The 17,562-nt window shown below is 56.0% G+C and carries 16 protein-coding genes; 6 read left to right on the top strand and 10 right to left on the bottom strand.

Annotation, left to right across the window (positions count from 1 at the left end; translation table 11 throughout):
- Positions 1-146: 146 nt before the first annotated feature.
- Positions 147-719, top strand: coding sequence for an elongation factor P (efp, locus tag ACL7TT_RS08240; RefSeq protein ID WP_413394594.1), 573 nt, complete (start codon positions 147-149; stop codon positions 717-719).
- A gap of 54 nt (positions 720-773) precedes the next feature.
- Entirely contained in the window at positions 774-1,727 is a 954-nt protein-coding gene (gene epmA, locus ACL7TT_RS08235) for an EF-P lysine aminoacylase EpmA (RefSeq protein WP_413394592.1), read from the top strand.
- Between the two features lie 12 nt (positions 1,728-1,739).
- Here the strand turns inward: epmA and ACL7TT_RS08230 are convergent, their stop codons facing one another.
- From ACL7TT_RS08230 to acs, 8 genes are all read right to left on the bottom strand, one after another.
- A complete protein-coding gene (locus ACL7TT_RS08230) occupies positions 1,740-2,540 on the bottom strand; it encodes a GNAT family N-acetyltransferase (protein ID WP_413394589.1) in 801 nt (266 codons plus the stop codon).
- 80 nt (positions 2,541-2,620) lie between these two features.
- Complete coding sequence (gene cysE, locus ACL7TT_RS08225; RefSeq protein ID WP_459564488.1) at positions 2,621-3,448, bottom strand: serine O-acetyltransferase; 828 nt, start codon at positions 3,446-3,448, stop codon at positions 2,621-2,623.
- A 1-nt stretch (position 3,449) separates the two neighbouring features.
- Positions 3,450-4,436: a serine/threonine protein kinase gene (locus tag ACL7TT_RS08220; RefSeq protein WP_413394587.1), complete on the bottom strand. Its 987-nt coding sequence runs from the start codon at positions 4,434-4,436 to the stop codon at positions 3,450-3,452.
- Between the two features lie 164 nt (positions 4,437-4,600).
- Positions 4,601-5,074 carry an ankyrin repeat domain-containing protein gene (locus ACL7TT_RS08215; RefSeq protein WP_299941027.1) on the bottom strand — a complete coding sequence of 158 codons (474 nt, stop codon included), beginning with the start codon at positions 5,072-5,074 and terminating at the stop codon, positions 4,601-4,603.
- Positions 5,075-5,128: 54 nt separating this feature from the next.
- Complete coding sequence (locus ACL7TT_RS08210; RefSeq protein WP_413394584.1) at positions 5,129-6,628, bottom strand: catalase; 1,500 nt, start codon at positions 6,626-6,628, stop codon at positions 5,129-5,131.
- Positions 6,629-6,765: 137 nt separating this feature from the next.
- A complete protein-coding gene (locus ACL7TT_RS08205; RefSeq protein WP_413394582.1) occupies positions 6,766-7,308 on the bottom strand; it encodes a DUF6632 domain-containing protein in 543 nt (180 codons plus the stop codon).
- Between the two features lie 486 nt (positions 7,309-7,794).
- Entirely contained in the window at positions 7,795-8,211 is a 417-nt protein-coding gene (locus ACL7TT_RS08200; protein ID WP_299941006.1) for a RipA family octameric membrane protein, read from the bottom strand.
- A 172-nt stretch (positions 8,212-8,383) separates the two neighbouring features.
- On the bottom strand, positions 8,384-10,321 hold the full coding sequence (acs, locus tag ACL7TT_RS08195; RefSeq protein WP_299941004.1) for an acetate--CoA ligase: 1,938 nt from the start codon (positions 10,319-10,321) through the stop codon (positions 8,384-8,386).
- A 969-nt stretch (positions 10,322-11,290) separates the two neighbouring features.
- Here acs and ACL7TT_RS08190 point away from each other — a divergent pair.
- Positions 11,291-11,608 (top strand): heavy metal-binding domain-containing protein, encoded by a 318-nt coding sequence (locus ACL7TT_RS08190; RefSeq protein ID WP_299941001.1) that lies wholly within the window; start codon positions 11,291-11,293, stop codon positions 11,606-11,608.
- 289 nt (positions 11,609-11,897) lie between these two features.
- Here ACL7TT_RS08190 and panD read toward each other — a convergent pair whose 3' ends face one another.
- Complete coding sequence (gene panD / locus ACL7TT_RS08185) at positions 11,898-12,284, bottom strand: aspartate 1-decarboxylase (protein ID WP_299940999.1); 387 nt, start codon at positions 12,282-12,284, stop codon at positions 11,898-11,900.
- A 14-nt stretch (positions 12,285-12,298) separates the two neighbouring features.
- The gene (panC, locus tag ACL7TT_RS08180) at positions 12,299-13,147 is read right to left on the bottom strand and encodes a pantoate--beta-alanine ligase (RefSeq protein WP_413394579.1); all 849 of its coding nucleotides are present in this window, start codon (positions 13,145-13,147) and stop codon (positions 12,299-12,301) included.
- A gap of 288 nt (positions 13,148-13,435) precedes the next feature.
- Between panC and ACL7TT_RS08175 the strand changes: the two genes are divergently transcribed.
- The 3 genes from ACL7TT_RS08175 to ACL7TT_RS08165 all read left to right on the top strand — a co-directional run bounded on the left by ACL7TT_RS08175 (position 13,436) and on the right by ACL7TT_RS08165 (position 17,557).
- Complete coding sequence (locus tag ACL7TT_RS08175) at positions 13,436-14,140, top strand: DUF6515 family protein (RefSeq protein WP_413394577.1); 705 nt, start codon at positions 13,436-13,438, stop codon at positions 14,138-14,140.
- A 243-nt stretch (positions 14,141-14,383) separates the two neighbouring features.
- A complete protein-coding gene (gene speA, locus ACL7TT_RS08170; protein WP_413394575.1) occupies positions 14,384-16,306 on the top strand; it encodes a biosynthetic arginine decarboxylase in 1,923 nt (640 codons plus the stop codon).
- 57 nt (positions 16,307-16,363) lie between these two features.
- Positions 16,364-17,557: a saccharopine dehydrogenase family protein gene (locus tag ACL7TT_RS08165; RefSeq protein ID WP_413394573.1), complete on the top strand. Its 1,194-nt coding sequence runs from the start codon at positions 16,364-16,366 to the stop codon at positions 17,555-17,557.
- Positions 17,558-17,562 lie beyond the last annotated feature (5 nt).

Here is a 17,562-nt window from a genome sequence, read left to right as displayed (position 1 = left end):
TTTTACCCTGCCCAGAATTGAAGCGTTTTCCCGAAAGCGTTGACTTGCCTGGGACTTGCAGCTTCCCTGCTGACGCGAGACTGCCGGAATACGGTTAAATCACAACAAAACTATTCGCTATAGACTTCTAAAAGGCTCGATCATATATGGCTAGTTACTCCACCAACGAATTCAAGGGCGGTCTCAAGGTAATGCTGGACGGCGATCCCTGCTCTATTGTGGAAAACGAATTCGTCAAACCCGGTAAGGGCCAGGCATTCAACCGGGTGAAGCTGCGCAACCTGAAAACCGGTCGTGTGTGGGAGCGCACCTTCCGCTCCGGGGAAAGCCTGGAAGCCGCTGACGTCATGGATCGCGAGATGCAATACCTGTACAACGACGGCGAGTTCTTCCACTTCATGGAGCCGGAAACGTTTGAGCAGCACCAGGCCAGCGGCGACGCCGTAGGCGATGCGGCCAAGTGGCTCAAAGAGCAGGACCTGTACACCGTAACCCTGTACAACGGCGCGCCCCTGGCAGTCACCCCGCCCAACCATGTGATCCTGAAAATCACCGATACCGATCCGGGCGTGCGCGGTGACACTGCCCAGGGCGGCACCAAGCCAGCCACCCTGGCAACCGGCGCCGTGGTCAAGGTACCCCTTTTTCTGGAAATTGGTGAAACCATCAAGGTGGATACCCGCACCGGTGAATACCTGGGCCGTGCCAAAGAAGAGTAAGCTCCCTCCACCCGTTGTGAGCGGTGCCAACCGCTCGCTGTCAGAGCCGTTTCTATGACTGCAGACCACTGGCACCCCAGCGCCACTATCGAGGCTCTGCGCCAACGCGCCGCACTTCTGGCCAAAATCCGCCATTTCTTCTACCAGCGCCAGGTGCTGGAAGTCGAGGTGCCGGTACTGTCCCAGCGCGCCACCAGCGATCCCCATATCGAATCCATCACTGCGGAGTACAGCGGTGTCTCCACCTACCTGGCCACCAGCCCGGAGTTTGGCCTCAAGCGCCTGCTGGCCGCAGGCATCGGTGACTGCTACTCCCTGGGCAAGGCATTCCGCCAGGGCGAGGCCGGCCGTCGCCACAACCCGGAATTCACTCTGCTGGAGTGGTACCGTTGCGGCTGGGATGATCGCAGGCTGATGCTAGAGGTGGCCGAATTATTGGGCCTGCTACTGGGTATATCCCGGGTGCAAACCCTGAGCTATCGCGCGCTGTTTCTGCGCGAGCTGCAACTGGACCCCCACAGCGCCAGTGACAAAGAACTGGCCGCCTGCGTCAGGCGGACAATCGCGCTGTCCTTTATACCGGCGGATCGAGACGAGTGCCTGGACCTGTTGATGAGCCACCGCCTGGAGCCCGCCATGGGTGAGGGCATCACCCTGCTGCATGACTTTCCCGCACACCAGGCCGCGCTGGCCAAGGTGGTTGCCGACGAACAGGGCACCCCTGTGGCGCGTCGTTTCGAGGCCTATGTGGGTGGGTTGGAACTGGCCAATGGCTACTGGGAACTGACCGACAGTGCCGAGCAACTGCGCCGTTTTCAAGCGGACCTCCAGTACCGGCGGACCCGTGGCCGCCCCACACCCCCATTCGACGAACGCCTGCTATTGGCCCTGCAGGCGGGGATGCCGGAGTGTGCCGGCGTCGCACTGGGTGTGGATCGCCTAATGATGCTGGCGGGAGGCTACGGGTCTATCGAGGAAGTGATCGCCTTCCCCATAGCGCGCGCCTGATTTCCCAAGGCACTAGGACCTGTACAAATAGCACGCCACCTCCCCTACGGCAAAAAAGCCACAATCCAGCGGCAGCTGCTGCCGGTCGGCCGGCACCAGTGCCACCAGGCTGCGGTGGTGGCTGGCCTGGGCCTGTTCCAGCAGATGGCAGAAAAGCGCGCGGCCGATCCCCCGCCCCCGGTAGTCCTCCAGGGTCACCAGGTCGTACAGACCCAGGGCATCGGCAGAGGCAAACAGACAACCCGCCGCTGCCGCACAGCCATCCAGCCGGGCCAAAAAAAACCGTAAGCGCGCGCGTCTCTGCTCGGGAATATCCACCAGCGCGCCATAAAACTTTTTCAGTTGCGCCGCCTCCCGGGCACTGCCGCACTCCGCCGCCTGCACCTGGGCATAGTCGCACAGGCCTTCCTTTTTCGCTTGGGAGAAGGTTAACTGCTCGCGCAGTTCCGGCGCCAAGGCCGAATCCGGTGTAAGGAACTGTACCTCCGCCGCCATCGCCACCTGGGATGGCTTTCTGTGCAGACCCAACTGTATCAGCGCACGCTCATCGAGTGGCTTGGTGGCACTGTGCCAGAGTGTGAAGGGACTGTGGCGCTCCGCAAAGTAGTCCACCGCAAAACGCTGCAGGATGCGCGGTGGCATCACCGTGTTGGAGACCACCTGGTTGAGCCTGTCCGACAACAGTCCACTGTCACTGCGCACTATGCCGGTAATTTCCCGCGTGTGGTCGGGGCTGATCAGGCCCGCTTTATAGCTGGCATAGGTTTCAAGGTTCCGGCAAACGAGGTTTTTGGCGCTGAGACTGTATTTCATGGATACAAGGATAGTTCCAATTAATCACTTCCCCAGAAGCAGAAAGCCCCCTGCGCAATACGTAAACGGGCGTAAATCCGCTATTTTTCCGCTGTCGAAAGCGCGCACTGATCCATCGACATGGCCGGCTGAGCGCAGGTCGCCGGCCCTACTATCCCGGCCGGTACACCCGCCACCAGAGTTTTCTCCGGCACTGGCTTCAACACCACACTGCCAGAGGCCACCTGGGCACAGGCTCCCACTTCGATATTGCCGAGCACCTTGCTGCCGGCGCCGATCAGGACTCCGCAGCGGATTTTCGGATGGCGGTCGCCAGTCTCCTTACCGGTACCCCCCAAGGTTACTGACTGCATGATGGAAACATTGTTCTCCACCACCGCGGTTTCGCCGATTACGATGCCGGTGGCATGGTCCAGCAGTATGCCCTCCCCCATCTGCGCGGCCGGATGAATATCGACACCGAAAACCACTGACACCCGGTGCTGCAGGAACATCGCCAGCGAGCGGCGCTGTTGTTGCCACAGCCAGTGGGCTACCCGATACACCTGCAGGGCGTGAAACCCCTTGAAATACAGTAAGGGCTCGCAGGGGGAATGGCAGGCGGAATCGCGCAGATAGGTGGCCTTCAGGTCTGCGCGCGCGGCGGTGCCAATACCGGGGTCCGCGGCCAGGGCCTCATCGATCACCTCGCGGATCAACAGCGCCGGCGCCACGGTATTATCCAGCTTGTTGGCCAGGTGAAAGCTGAGCGCGGCTTCCAGGGTACTGTGATTTAAAATGGTGGCGTGCAGGAAACTGGCCAGAATCGGCTCCCGCTCGACCTGCAGCGCCACCTCGGTGCGAATCCTCTCCCACAACAGGTCCGTGTCAGTCTCAGCGCAAATAGCGTCCATAGGGGGTTTTTCCATATTAGACCGCTCCCAGTGTCAGTGGCGGCTCCAGCAACGCCGACTGCTGCTCGCGCAGCGCCAGTATATGCTCCGCCCAGTAGCGGGGGGTATTAAACCAGGGAAATGCCTGGGGAAACGCCGGGTCCCGCCAGCGCCGCGCAAGCCAGGCGGCATGGTGCATCTGGCGCAGGCAGCGCAACGGCTCCACCAGTTGTAATTGCTGGGGATCAAAATGATAAAAGGTTTCGTAGCCTTCCAGCACCACGTCCAGATAGGCGGTCTGCTCGGCGCGATTACCAGAGATTAGCATCCAGATATCCTGGATGGCCGGGCCCATCAGGCAATCATCCAGATCCACAAACCAGGGGGTGTCATCGCGCCACAAAAAGTTGCCGCTGTGGCAGTCACCGTGCAGGCGCAACAGGTCCCAGTCGCGCTCAAACAGCGGTGCCACCTGCTCGATGATATGACCGGTCACTGTGGCGTAGGCCTCGCGGTTTTCCGGGGGTAAAAAGTCTCCACGCAGGATAAATTCGCGGCTGTCAATGGCGAAGTGCTGCAGGGTCAGGGCGGGGCGATGGATAAATGGCGTTGCACTGCCGGTCGCATGGAGGCGCCCGAGCATGGTTCCCACCTGCACCAGGTGATCGAAGTTGTCCAGTTCCAACTGGCGCCCCCCGCGGCGGGGGAACAGGGCGAAGCGGAATCCGGCGAACTCAAGCAGGGTATGGCCATCAAATTGCAGCGGCGCCACTACGGGAATCTCCGCTGCCGCCAACTCCAGGGTGAACTGGTGCTCCTCCAGTATCTGTGCGTCGCTCCAGCGGCCGGGGCGGTAGAATTTGGCAATGAGCGGTTCATTGTCCTCAATGCCCACTTGGTAAACACGATTCTCGTAGCTGTTGAGAGGGAAAATCCGCGCATCGGAAATCAGCCCGCTGCGCTCCACACAGTCAATGACCACATCCGGTGTCAGAGCTTCGTAGGGATGGGGGTTCTGGGGCATAACGGGTACCAGCTGAATTGCAGTTGGCTATGCTAACGCGGGGGCGGGGGCGGGGACAAACACTGATTGAGCAGTCATCTGTTGATGTAACAAGCTCCACTGAATCTCCTTGAGGAGATGCTTTTGGCACCTTGGGAGAATACGATTAGTCGGCGCGTCATTGGTCAGCCCTCAGGTGTCATGCGGCGCTGTTCGAGTAACTGCGCCACCCGCTCGCGCCCAAACACGCGGGCAAAATCCTCTGCGCTATGACCAGCTTTATTGGCCTGTGCGGTATCGCAATCCTGCTTAAGCAAGGTGCGGGCAATGGCGAACTCCCCGCGAAATATTGCGGCCATCAGGGCAGTGTTGCCCCGGCGGTCCTTCACACAGGCATCCGCACCTCGCGCCAAAAGGTAGTCCACCGCCGGCCCATTGCCGTTATAGGTGGCAATCATCAACGCCGTGTAGCCTTTGGCGTTTTTCAGGTCCAGAGGGAAACCCGCCCTGGAGAATTCCCGCAACACATCGGTATCACCGATACGGGCTGCGGCAAAGTAGTATTGGGAAAGCTGGGCAAAGCCAGCATCTTTATCAGCCGGTTCCTGCGCAAAAGCCCCTAAAGCGACAAAAAAGACGATGAGAAAAACCGATCTCATGGCTCCACCTTTCAAAAAGTTTCGAGCGGCAACTGCCGCCCCCTTGACAGAAGTTTACCGGGCCAGTTTCCTGACCTGATCCAAGTCGCCGCCCACAGCTTTGGTCAGACGCTCGCCGTAGTCCCTATCGGCCCGGTAAAAATAACTCAGCATGATGTGTTTGGTGTTGTCATCGCGCACTTTGCCGAGATCTCCCGCGAGGTTTTCAATCAGGTTTTGACGCTCCTCCGGACTTAGGCCGCGATAAAAAACGCCGGCTTGGGCAAAGGGAAGCTTTTTCTCAATTGCTTTTTGCTGTGTGCTAGCGGTCAGTGGCTTGCTGCTGTAAAGACCTTTAGCATCTTCCTTTCGTGCGTCAATACGGCTCGGCTGGTAATTCACCTCCGACGTTTGCTGACCGTAATTGCCCGCACCATCCTGATTCCAGTTCTGCACTACCACACGGGGGCGGTTGATCGGCAACTGTTGATGATTTGTGCCGAGTCGATACATCTGCGTATCGGAGTAGGAAAAAACACGTCCCTGTAGCAGGCGGTCTTCAGAGGGCTCGATACCCGGTATTGTATTGGCCGGGGCAAAAGCAGACTGCTCAGTTTCCTGGAAGAAGTTTGTGGGCATTCGGTTCAGGGTCATGGTGCCAACCTGGGTCTCTGGCACATCCAACCACATTTTGGTGGCATCCAGCGGATTGTAATTAAAGTCCTCCAATTGCGCGGGGTTCATTACTTTTATGTACAGGTCCCACTGGGGGAAATCGCCTTTTTCAATCGCCGTGTACATATCGGAAGTAGCGTGACTGAAATCTTTCGCCTGGATTTCCGTTGCCTCCTCAGCGGTCAGGTTGTTGATGCCCTGGCGGGATTTCCAGTGAAATTTTACATAGTTAACCTCGCCCTTCTCATTCACAAGCTTGTAAGCATGCACCCCCCAACCGTCCATCTGGCGCAGGTTTGCCGGAGTTCCGTAATCGGAATATACCCAGCTCAGCATATGAGTGGCTTCCGGAACATGACGGAAGAAATCAAAAAAGCGATTGGGGTCCTGCTGGTTGGTGACCGGTGAGGGTTTTAGTGAGTGGACCATATCCGGGAACATAATCGCGTCGCGAATAAAAAATACCGGCAGATTATTACCGACCAGATCCCAGTTTCCTTCTTCGGTATAAAATTTAGTGGCGAAACCACGCGGATCACGCAGGGTTTCCGGGGATCCTTTCGAATGGATAACGGTGGAGAAGCGCACAAACACCGGGGTTTTGCTACCGGGTGCAAATACCGCTGCGCGAGTCAGGTTACTGATATCCGCCGTCGGCACAAACTCACCATGGACCCCGGTACCGCGCGCATGAACGACCCGCTCCGGAATTCTTTCACGGGCAAAACGCTGCAATTTTTGTATGAGCTGCACATCCTGTAGCAGGTTGCCGCCATTTTCCCCCGCTGTCTGCGCGTTCTGGTTATCGCCCACAGGAGCGCCATTATCACGGGTGAGTGTCTCTGCATTGGCACCCCCTATCAGACCGATAGTAAATGCAAATAAAGGAAGATATTTCATTGGATCGCTTACCCCGCCGGTGTTCTCTGTTACGAAAACAAAGCGTATCGGGGTACACCATCAACGGGAAATTAGACCTTGTTATCGGTCTTATAGCGCGAATCAATTGTCGCGCATAATCAAGAGAGCACTGCTTCTCAGGGATTGTCGCTGACCTGTTGATTTTTCAAGCCACGGCTGGGCATCAAATACCAGAGAACGCCCGCTACCACATAAAAAGTCGGGATATTGCCAACCAGGTGAGCCCGCTCGCTTGGGTCGGCCAGCACTTGTAACAACATAATGGTGGCATGCACCAGGTTTGACCAGATCGTGAACCAGATCAGGCTCGCATTGGCGGTGGGATTTTTTGCAGCCCGAATCAGGAATATGCCCAGCGTTGCGTAGGTTCCCATTAAGATCTGTTCATATTCAGGCTGCGGCGGCATCCAGCGCCAACCCGAGGGCGATATCCACGTCATCATGGGATAGACAGCAAAGATAAAAATCAGGCCAATGACAACCAGGGCAATGGAAAGATACTTGGCTCTTGCTGCGTCATTCATCTTTTTCTCCGCTGTCAATTCAGGGGCACGGACCGTTACCATCTCCCATCGGGCAGGGAACAAATCCCCATGGTATTGCTGCTGTCTAGCTTGAAAATAGCGACGTAAGAAAGTGGGAGTGATTCCGTCAGACACCTGCTAGGCTATCGCCCGTGCCAGCAGCCTGTGCAGCAGTCCGGTAAACTCCGCGTAGCAACTCGCAGTCATTGGCGCGAAAGGCAATAAGTGCCTGTACACTGGCTCCTGGCGGTAACATGGTTTAGCCCGCCTCACCGTATTGTGCAAGATAGTACAGGGGATGGTATCGCGCCCCTCCCGCAATACAGAAAGGCCGGGGTTCCGCCCGGCCAGGCAAGCGTCTGCATTAAAGGATTAAACGCCAGGCGGGTACTACCGACGCAGAATCAGGCTACACCCCTGCACATACACAAAGAAACAGCAGATGGAAACAACGACTACGCGCAAACCCACCCCCGGCGGCCTTTTGGGTACTCACAAGCGCTCTGCAGAAAGTAGCAGGCAGATTGCTATGCCCTTATGTGTACACCGAATCTGGTGGATCAAATTTTACCTGGACTCAGGTGCGCAAAGCCCTTGTGAAGGAATACAATCCACAGCCCTTCAGGGAGTGATAAACCAGTGGTGCAGACCATAGGTGGCGACACACAGGCCGAAAAGCAGCTGGCCGACCAGGAGAACGCGAAAGGCGAAAGTGTAGCGGGCCACATCTCCCCTGCGCACAGCATCGTTGGAAAAAATTCTGGCCTCTTCCGGGTATTCCTGTTCCAGTCTTTTTAACGCAGGTACGGCAAGCTTGAGCAGTTGCCTGCTGCGTATATCCATTAGCCAGAACACCGTCACCACAATAATGACAAGCCCCCCCAACAGGGCCAGTATCAAAGGGTGAAAATCTTTTTCCACTGCGGTAAAAATGCCCCCCTCGACAAACATGGTCAAAACGACAAAAAAGTTGAACACTTTCAGGCGCTGGTCGGCGGCGAAGCGGTAGTGTTCGCAAAGGTACTGTCCCTGATCCAAGCTGTTTCTCCTTCATTGCGAAGCACTGACCCGGATAGCACCAGGCTTGTTATTGTGATGTGCAATTCACCAACGTCTTTTGCCCCCGAGTGGCTGACAAATCTTTACGCGGTAACCTGCGAAAAGACCGGGCGATGCCCGGCCTTTGCTAGTGACTGTGTAGCAAACGCGGTCAGCGATTTTCTCGATGTGCAATCAGTTCGTCAACAACCGAGGGGTCCGCAAGGGTGGAAGTATCCCCCAGATTATCCAGCGCACTGCAGGCTATCTTGCGCAAAATACGCCGCATAATCTTGCCCGAGCGTGTTTTGGGCAGGCCCGGCGCCCACTGGATAATGTCGGGCTTGGCGATAGGACCTATCTCCATAGCGCACAGATCAATCAGCGCCTGGCGCAGGGCCTGACTGGGCTGGTGTCCCGACTTCAAGGTGACAAATGCATAGATACCCTGCCCTTTAACAGGATGGGGATAGCCTACCACCGCCGCCTCAGCGGTATCTTCGTGGAGAACCAGTGCGCTTTCAATTTCCGCTGTGCCGAGCCTGTGACCGGAAATATTCAGCACATCGTCAATACGCCCGGTAATCCAGTAGTAACCATCCCCATCCCTGCGCGCGCCGTCACCGGTAAAGTAATAACCGGGGTAGATGGAGAAATACGTATCAATCATGCGCTGGCGATCACCGTAAATGCCACGGATCATCGAAGGCCAGCTGCGTTTGATGACCAGTGTGCCCTCGCCCTGCCCCTCGATCTCTTTACCTTCGCCATCCAGCAGTGCGGGCTGGACACCGAAAAAAGGTCTGGCAGCGGAACCGGGCTTCAACGCCATGGCGCCCGGCAGCGGAGAAATCATAAGGGCACCGGTTTCCGTCTGCCACCAGGTATCCACAATTGGGCAGCGCGCATCACCGACCACGGTGTAATACCACTCCCAGGCCTCCGGGTTGATGGGCTCACCCACGCTACCCAGCAGCCTGAGAGAGCTGCGATCGGTCTTCGTGACAAACTCATCACCGGCTCCCATCAGGGCGCGAATGGCCGTGGGCGCCGTATAAAATGCATTGACCTTGTGCTTATCCACAACCTGCCAGAACCGCGAGGCATCCGGGTAAGTAGGCACACCTTCAAACATCAGGGTGGTGGCGCCGGCACAAAGGGGTCCATAGACGATGTAGCTATGGCCGGTAACCCAACCGACATCGGCAGTACACCAGAATACCTCTCCCTCCTTGTAATCGAATACATATTTGAAGGTCATGGTGGCCATCAGCAGGTAACCGGCTGTCGTGTGCAACACCCCCTTGGGTTTACCGGTGGAGCCTGAGGTATAGAGGATAAACAGCGGGTCTTCAGCATGCACAATTTCCGGCGCGCACTCGCTGTCCATCCCGGCAACGGACTCCGCATACCAGATATCGCGCTTGCTGTCCCAGTCTACCGGGACACCGGTGCGCTTCACTACGATCACCCTGTGCACATTGGGACAGTCGCTCAGGGCGCGATCCACATTGGCCTTGAGGGGAATGTGTTTCCCCCCTCTGATCCCTTCATCCGCGGTTATTACCAGGCGGCAGTCGGCGTCGAGAATACGGTCTTTCAGGGAAGCCGGCGAGAAACCGCCAAACACCACAGAGTGCACCGCACCGATACGGGCACAGGCGAGCATCGCATAGGCGGCCTCCGGGATCATCGGCATATAGAGACAGACCCGGTCTCCCTTCTTAACCCCCTGCGCCTTCAGCAGGTTGGCCAGCCGGCACACCTTTTCGTGCAGGGTGCGATAGCTGATCGCCTGGCTATCCGCCGGATCATCCCCCTCCCACAGGATTGCTGTCTGGTCCGCACGGTTGGTCAGGTGGCGGTCAATACAATTGACAGTGACATTCAGGGTCCCATCCGCAAACCAGGCAGTGTGACCGCGCGACAAATCCTCATTGAATACCTGGGTAAAGGGCTGCTTCCAGTGCAGGAAATCCTTGGCCTGCTGGGCCCAGAATGCCTCCGGATTCTCTACCGACTGACGGTACATCCTCTCATAGTCATCGGCGCCGATGAGCGCATTTTCAGCACATTCTGTAGGTATGGGGCGGGTATGTACTTCTGACATTATCTTCTCCTTTATTATGGGCGCGGCGTTTGTCGCCCCGGTGAGCCTGAACTTTTCAAGAAGCTTTTTTCATGCCCCTTTATAGCATTGCAACCCTTAAATAATCACCACTACATGACCCAAACCCCATGGGCACAGTATCAATTATATGGCGAGTGTAATTCTTGCGAGGCTGTCCGGCAAGCTATGTCAGGTCTTTAGTAGGTATAGAGCATTTATGCTCGAGGCATTCCAATCACCGTGATTTACAGTCAAGAAATGTTGAATAAACCCAGCAGTAAGTTATTTGGAAATTTTGGTTTTTATATAGCAAACTTCAGGATGGAAAAAACCGGGCAAAGTCAGCGGCCAACTCGCCACCAACTCCTTTAATATCCACCAGCCTGTGCAGCTCCATCCGTAAAAATTCATATAGCTCCGGCATAGGGCTTGTGCTCGATACCACTGGTGATTTTATACCTATCTTTTTACCCCAATACTACTTGCCATCGCAAAACTCAATTTCCGTATACCTGGAAATCACAATGAAAATCCTTCGTTATCCAGGTAGCCAAACCAAGTGACTTCTCCCAGTTTTTCCAAGCTTAAACCGGTAATCATTGATATCTGCGGTGACTTTGCGAGGTCAACGAACAAAAACCTGATCGACCCTGTATCAAATGCTCTACTGCTGATAGTGATGAAGCACCAGTTGTGGGCCCGATATAAACTTATCCCCTGTATCCGGGCTATCACCTTCGTCTTTCTAGCGAGAACACTCTCTTCTGGCCCAAACGCATTGTATCGGTTGTACTTTTTATCGGTCAGGCGTTATGATCATCGAAAGATAGTAGCCAATCCATTCTTAAATAACTTGCAACGCATTCCCTCTTGCTCAGGCTGGGTATAGGAAAAGCACTTTGATAGAAAAGCCACACCCAAACCCCCAATTTATCATTAGACACAGCATTATTTTATTGAGGAAAACCGATGATTTACACTACAACCGAGACTGTTCCCAATCATGAAATCACAGAAATTCTAGAAGTCGTTAGCGGTAATGTCGTTCAATCGAAACATGTTGGTCGAGATATTATGGCTGGGTTAAAGGGAATTGTTGGCGGGGAATTAAAAGGTTATACAGAAATGCTGACAGAGGCTAGAAGTATTGCGATAAAACGCTTGCTATCAAAAGCGAAGGAACTGGGAGCAGATGCTGTAGTAGGAATTCGGTTTACCACGAGTTCAATTACGGAAGGATCATCAGAAATATTGGCTTTTGGTACAGCTGTTAAGCTAGGCAGATAATCTAATAACTGTGGGCTAGCAGGCTGATAAAAACCCTGACTTTAGCCAAAATTCGCTTCCACTCTTAAGAAAAATATTTCAAAAATATCTTGTTTTATAGAGTTTTTAATTTACAACCATATAGAATACAGACTACTGACAATTGGGTTGAAATGACTTTTTCAGCAGCCTGCTATACCCTGAAAGAGTCCTACCTTGATCAGAGATTTCAGCAAGAGGTTGTGTTGCTTTCAGATAATAAGTAAATGCCAAGTGCCATCTAGTGCGCTTAGTACGCTCAGCAGAAAACTCAGACCTCAGCGAGCTGCACCGGGATAGTATTGGTGCTACGCGCCACCTGATTTTTTTCATCCAGGTAAACCAGCCTGGGCTTGAAAGTATCTGCCTCTTTCTCCGACATCTGTGCATAGGAGGCAATAATGATTCTATCGCCCACCTGTACGCGGCGCGCTGCAGCGCCGTTCATGGAAATAATGCCGGAGCCGCGCTCGGCCAGGATCACGTAGGTGTGAAAGCGTTCGCCATTACTCACGTTGTAGATATCGATCTTTTCGAACTCACGCAGACCGGCCAGCTCCACCAGATCCTGATCAATTGCGCAGGAACCGTCGTACCAGAGTTCGGCCTGGGTGACTGCGGCCATATGCAGTTTGCCTTTCAGCATTTCGAATTGCATGCTCAGGTGCCCCCTCAGAGCTCCAGGGATACATTGTCGATCAGGCGCGCTGCGCGGGTATACATCGCACCCAGAATCGTAATCTGTTTGTCGTCATCTGCGGCCGGCTGCAAATCCCTGCTGTGACAGATGGAGAAGTAGTCGGCACGAAACCCGCTGCCTTCCAGGCGTTTGCGCGCCTCTGTTTCAAGGGCGGCAAAATCCCTGCGTCCCGCCAGTATCTCATCTCTGACCCAGTTCAGCGATTGATTCAAGACCGCCACCCTGGACCGTTCCTCCGCGGTGATGTACGCGTTGCGGGAACTCATCGCGAGGCCATCCGCCTCACGGTGTACCGGAGCCGCAAGGATTTCCACGGGTAGGCACAGGTCCTCTACCATACGGCGAACGACGGCCAGCTGCTGGAAGTCCTTAATGCCAAACACCGCCTTGTCCGGCTGCACAATATTGAACAGCTTGGCCACCACGGTGGTTACCCCTTCAAAGTGACCGGGGCGACTGTCGCCACACAGCACATCGGTCATGGCCGGACAGACCACACGGGTCTGCTGGTCCATCCCGTTGGGATAGATTTCACTCTCATCCGGGTGGAACAGGCAATCACACTCGACATCACGCAGCCTGGCCATATCCCGCTCCATGGTGCGCGGATACTTGTCCCAGTCTTCGTTCAGGCCAAATTGCAGGCGGTTGACAAAAATAGATACCACTACCAGGTCGCAGTGCTGCCGGGCCACCCTGACCAGTTCAACATGGGCATCGTGCAGATTGCCCATTGTGGGCACGAACCCGACGGTTTTGCCGTCCCTGCGGGCCCTGGCCAGCGCCTCTCGCAGGCTTGCTACGTGGTGGAAGACTTGCATCTCTCTCCTGCTCACTGGGGATCAGCGCGGCATCATACTCGCCGCGACCAAGTGTCTCAATAAGGCAAAACTGGCGTTATTTCCGGGTTTTCCCCCAACGTACAGTCCAACGCCCCGCACGGGGAAAACCTCACTAGCTGGACCACCAGTCATGCCACTTTGCCCCTCCCCGAGTGTAAATCACAGCAGTTCAGGAAGTGTTCAGACCCGTCAAGGCAAACTTCCCGCCATGATACACAAAAGACCGCAAACCACATAAAAGAGCCATCCGCGCTCGGGAGTGCAGCCATGAGACACCTCGCTACCGCCATCGCCATCGCGGGCCTGCTGCTGATAGCAACCCCCGCACTGTCCGAAGTTCCCAGGGGGTTCCAGCGCGCAATGGACCTCGATCAACACGGGCAGGGAAGAGCTCAGCGCGAACAGCGCCATATAAAGCGCAGTCACGACAAACACCGTGAGAAAAAGCACCACAACCACCAGCAGGAAAAGAAACGCCGCAAGCAGGAGCGCAAGAAGGAAAAACGCAGGCAGCAGCGTAAGGAAAAGCGCCAGCACCGCCGCGAAGTGCACCACGCCTATAAATCGGGTTACAACAAAGGCTACAGGAAGGGACATCGAAAAGGGCACAGGCGCGCCTTTCGCGCCGCCTACAGGCCCTACTACCGTCACGGCTACCACGGGCACCGCCCCCACTGGCGTCCGGCACACTATGGATACGGATATCGCTGGCGCCACCTGCCACACAACTTTGTCAGCCTCAGTATTGGCGCCGCGGGCTTCTATTTTAGCGACGGTATCTTTTACCGCCCGGCATCCCACGGTTATGTGGTTACCCACGCCCCCCATGGAGCCGTAATACACAGCCTGCCAGCTTCCGCCCTCACAGTAGTGGTCGGCGGCCACAATTACTACGTCGCTTACGATACCTATTACCTCTGGGACGACGTGCAACGCGGCTACCGGGTGGTCCCCAGGCCCGGCCTGCTTTAACCCTGATACCATCCCCCCACGCCTGCGGCCTTCGGGCCGCCTTTTTATTGTCTCCTGCCCTGATACCCGACAACTTTGAACAAACTCCCGGTGTTGCCACAGCGTTAAAATAGCACCTGGGCAGCCCGGATATACCATTGCTTCTGCACCGGTAAAAAATAGCGTTTTTTTATCTATAGTTATTGCTTTCCAGCGCTGCTGGGCCCAAGATTCGCGCCCGCCAAGGCTCAACAGAACAGTGCCATGAAACAGCAACAAATTAAGGATTGGACCTGTGAGGATTCGTCCGATCTCTACGGTATCCGCAACTGGGGCGCCGGTTATTTTGATTTAAATGCAAAAGGGGAGATTTCGGTTCAGGTGGAGGGCCCCAACGGGAAAGCCCACAGCGTTTCCCTGATGGACATCGCCCGCGGCGCCACCGAGCGCGGCCTTGGCATGCCGCTGTTACTGCGTATCGAAAACCTGCTCGATGCGCAGATCGCCCGGATCAATACCTCCTTTGCCCGCGCCATCGCCTGCTGCGGCTATAACAATGTGTACCGCGGCGTCTTCCCCATCAAGGTCAATCAGCAGTGCCAGGTGATCGAGGAAATCGCCAGTGCCGGCCGCCCCTTCAACCATGGCCTGGAGGCCGGCAGCAAGGCGGAACTGATTGCGGCACTCTCCATCCTGGACAACACCGAGTCCCTGATTGTTTGCAACGGCTACAAGGACGAGGAATTTATCAATCTGGGCCTGCAGGCGCAGCGTCTGGGCGTGCAGGTTTTCTTCGTAGTGGAAACCCCCTCGGAAGTGGAAACCATTATCCGCTGTGCCGAGCGGGAGCAGGTGCGCCCCAATATCGGCGCGCGGCTGAAACTCGCCTCCAAAGTGGGTGGCTACTGGAATGCCACCAGTGGTGATCGCAGCATTTTCGGCCTCGGCAGTAACGATCTGATCGCCATGGTCGACCAGCTGCGCAAACACAAGATGCTCGATTGTCTCAAGCTGCTGCACTACCACCTGGGCTCGCAGGTGCCCAATATCCGCGATATCCGCACCGGTGTGCTGGAAGCCTGCCGCTATTACGCCGACCTGGTGGAAGAGGGGGCACCCATGGGTTACCTGGACCTGGGCGGCGGCCTGGCGGTGGACTACAACGGCGCCAAAACCAACTATGTTCATTCCAAGAATTATTCCCTCGACGAGTACTGCGTGGATGTGGTCGAGGCCATTATGGGCACCCTCGATAGCGAGGGCGTGGCACACCCGGTCATCATCACCGAATCCGGCCGCGCCACCGTGGCCTACTCCTCGGTGCTATTGTTCGACATTCTCGACACCACCCGTTTCGAACCGGTGGAGCTGGCGCACACCAGAATCAGCGAGGGGGATCACCAGATGCTGATGAACCTGCAGGACGCGGTGCGCAATATCACCCCCAAAAACCTGCAGGAGAGCTACAACGACACCCTCTACTATCGCGACGAGGTGCGCTCACTGTACCTGCACGGTCAGGTGAGCCTGCGCGAGCGCGCCAATGCGGAAAACCTGTTCCTGCAAGGCGCCCAGGAAATTCGCAAGTTTCTCGATGAGGCGGAGGAAATTCCAGCAGACTTACAGGCACTGCCCGAGGTGCTGTCGGATATCTACTACGCAAATATGAGCGTATTCCAGTCGCTGCCGGATATCTGGGCAATCGACCAGGTGTTCCCGCTGCTGCCGATCCACCGCCTGGACGAGGCGCCGACGCGCTCGGCCATCCTCGCCGATATCACCTGCGACTGCGACGGCAAGATCGACCGCTTTATCGGCCGCGAGAAAGAGCAGAAAACCCTGCCCCTGCACGCGCTAAAAGAAGGGGAGGACTATATCCTCGGCACTTTCTTAATCGGCGCCTATCAGGAAACCCTCGGCGACCTGCACAACCTGTTCGGCGATACCCATGTGGTGAGCGTGCGTATCCAGGAGGACGGCAGCATCGATTTCAGCCGCGAAATTCACGGCGATAGTATTTCCGATGTACTCAGTTACGTAGAATACCAGCCCAAGGCGCTGTTCGAGCGCTTTCGCCGACTGGCCGAACGCGCAGTGAAAAAGGGGTTGATTACCGCCGCCCAGCGCAAACAGATTCTGCACACGTACACCGCCAGCATGAGCGGATACACCTACTTTGAGAAATAAGGCCCAACGCCTTTGAGATGATAGCGGCGACCAACGCCGCAGATACAGGAGATCATGATGGCCAAGGTACTGATCATCGGCGCCGGCGGCGTCGGCCAGGTGGTTGCGCACAAATGCGCGCAGGTTGAGGAAGTGTTTGAAAATATCACCCTCGCCAGCCGCACCAAACGCAAGTGCGACAAGATTGCAGCGAAGCTGCCGCGCAAAATCGACACCGCCGAAGTGGACGCGGACAACGTACCGGAACTGGTCAAACTGATCGAGAAAGTGCAGCCGGACCTGCTCATCAATGTGGCCCTGCCCTACCAGGACCTGCACATCATGGATGCCTGCCTGGAGACCGGCGTGCATTACCTGGACACCGCCAACTACGAACCGCCGGAAGAGGCCAAATTTGAATACAAGTGGCAGTGGGCCTACCAGGACCGGTTCGAGAAGGCCGGCCTGATGGCGCTGCTGGGCAGCGGCTTCGATCCCGGTGTCACCAGCGTATTTACCGCCTACGCCAAAAAGCACCACTTCGATCATATCCACACCCTGGATATCCTCGACTGCAACGCCGGTGACCACGGCCTGCCGTTCGCCACCAATTTCAACCCGGAAATCAATCTCCGCGAGATTACAGCCAACGGCCGCTACTGGGAAAACGGCCAGTGGATAACCACCAAGCCCATGGAAGAGAAGCGCGTCTTCAACTTTCCCGAAGGCATCGGCGACAAGGATATCTACCTGCTGTATCACGAAGAGCTGGAGTCCCTGTCCAAGCACTTCCCGGAGATCGAGCGCGCGCGTTTTTGGATGACCTTTGGCGAGAGCTACCTGAAGCACCTGGAAGTCCTGCAGAATGTGGGCATGACCGGCATTGAACCGGTGGAATTCCAGGGCCAGCAGATTGTCCCTATCCAGTTCCTAAAAGAGCTGCTGCCGGACCCCGCCAGCCTGGGCCCGCTGACCAAGGGCAAGACCTGCATCGGCAATATAATCCGCGGCACCAAAGACGGCGAAGAGAAGATCTACTACCTCTACAACACCTGTGACCACCAGGATTGCTACAAAGAAGTGCAGTCCCAGGCCATCTCCTACACTACCGGTGTACCCGCCATGATCGGCGCCAAGATGATGCTGGAAGGCAAGTGGATGAAACCGGGCGTGTGGAATATGGAGCAGATGGACCCGGACCCCTTTATGCACGACCTGAACAGGTATGGCCTGCCCTGGCAGGAAACCTGGCTGGACAAACCCTTCCAGTAAATTCG

The organism is Microbulbifer jejuensis, from assembly GCF_047289955.1.
Classification (GTDB): domain Bacteria; phylum Pseudomonadota; class Gammaproteobacteria; order Pseudomonadales; family Cellvibrionaceae; genus Microbulbifer.
The sequence above is the reverse complement of the archived record's forward strand: the minus strand, read 5'-3'. Positions and strand labels throughout refer to the sequence as shown.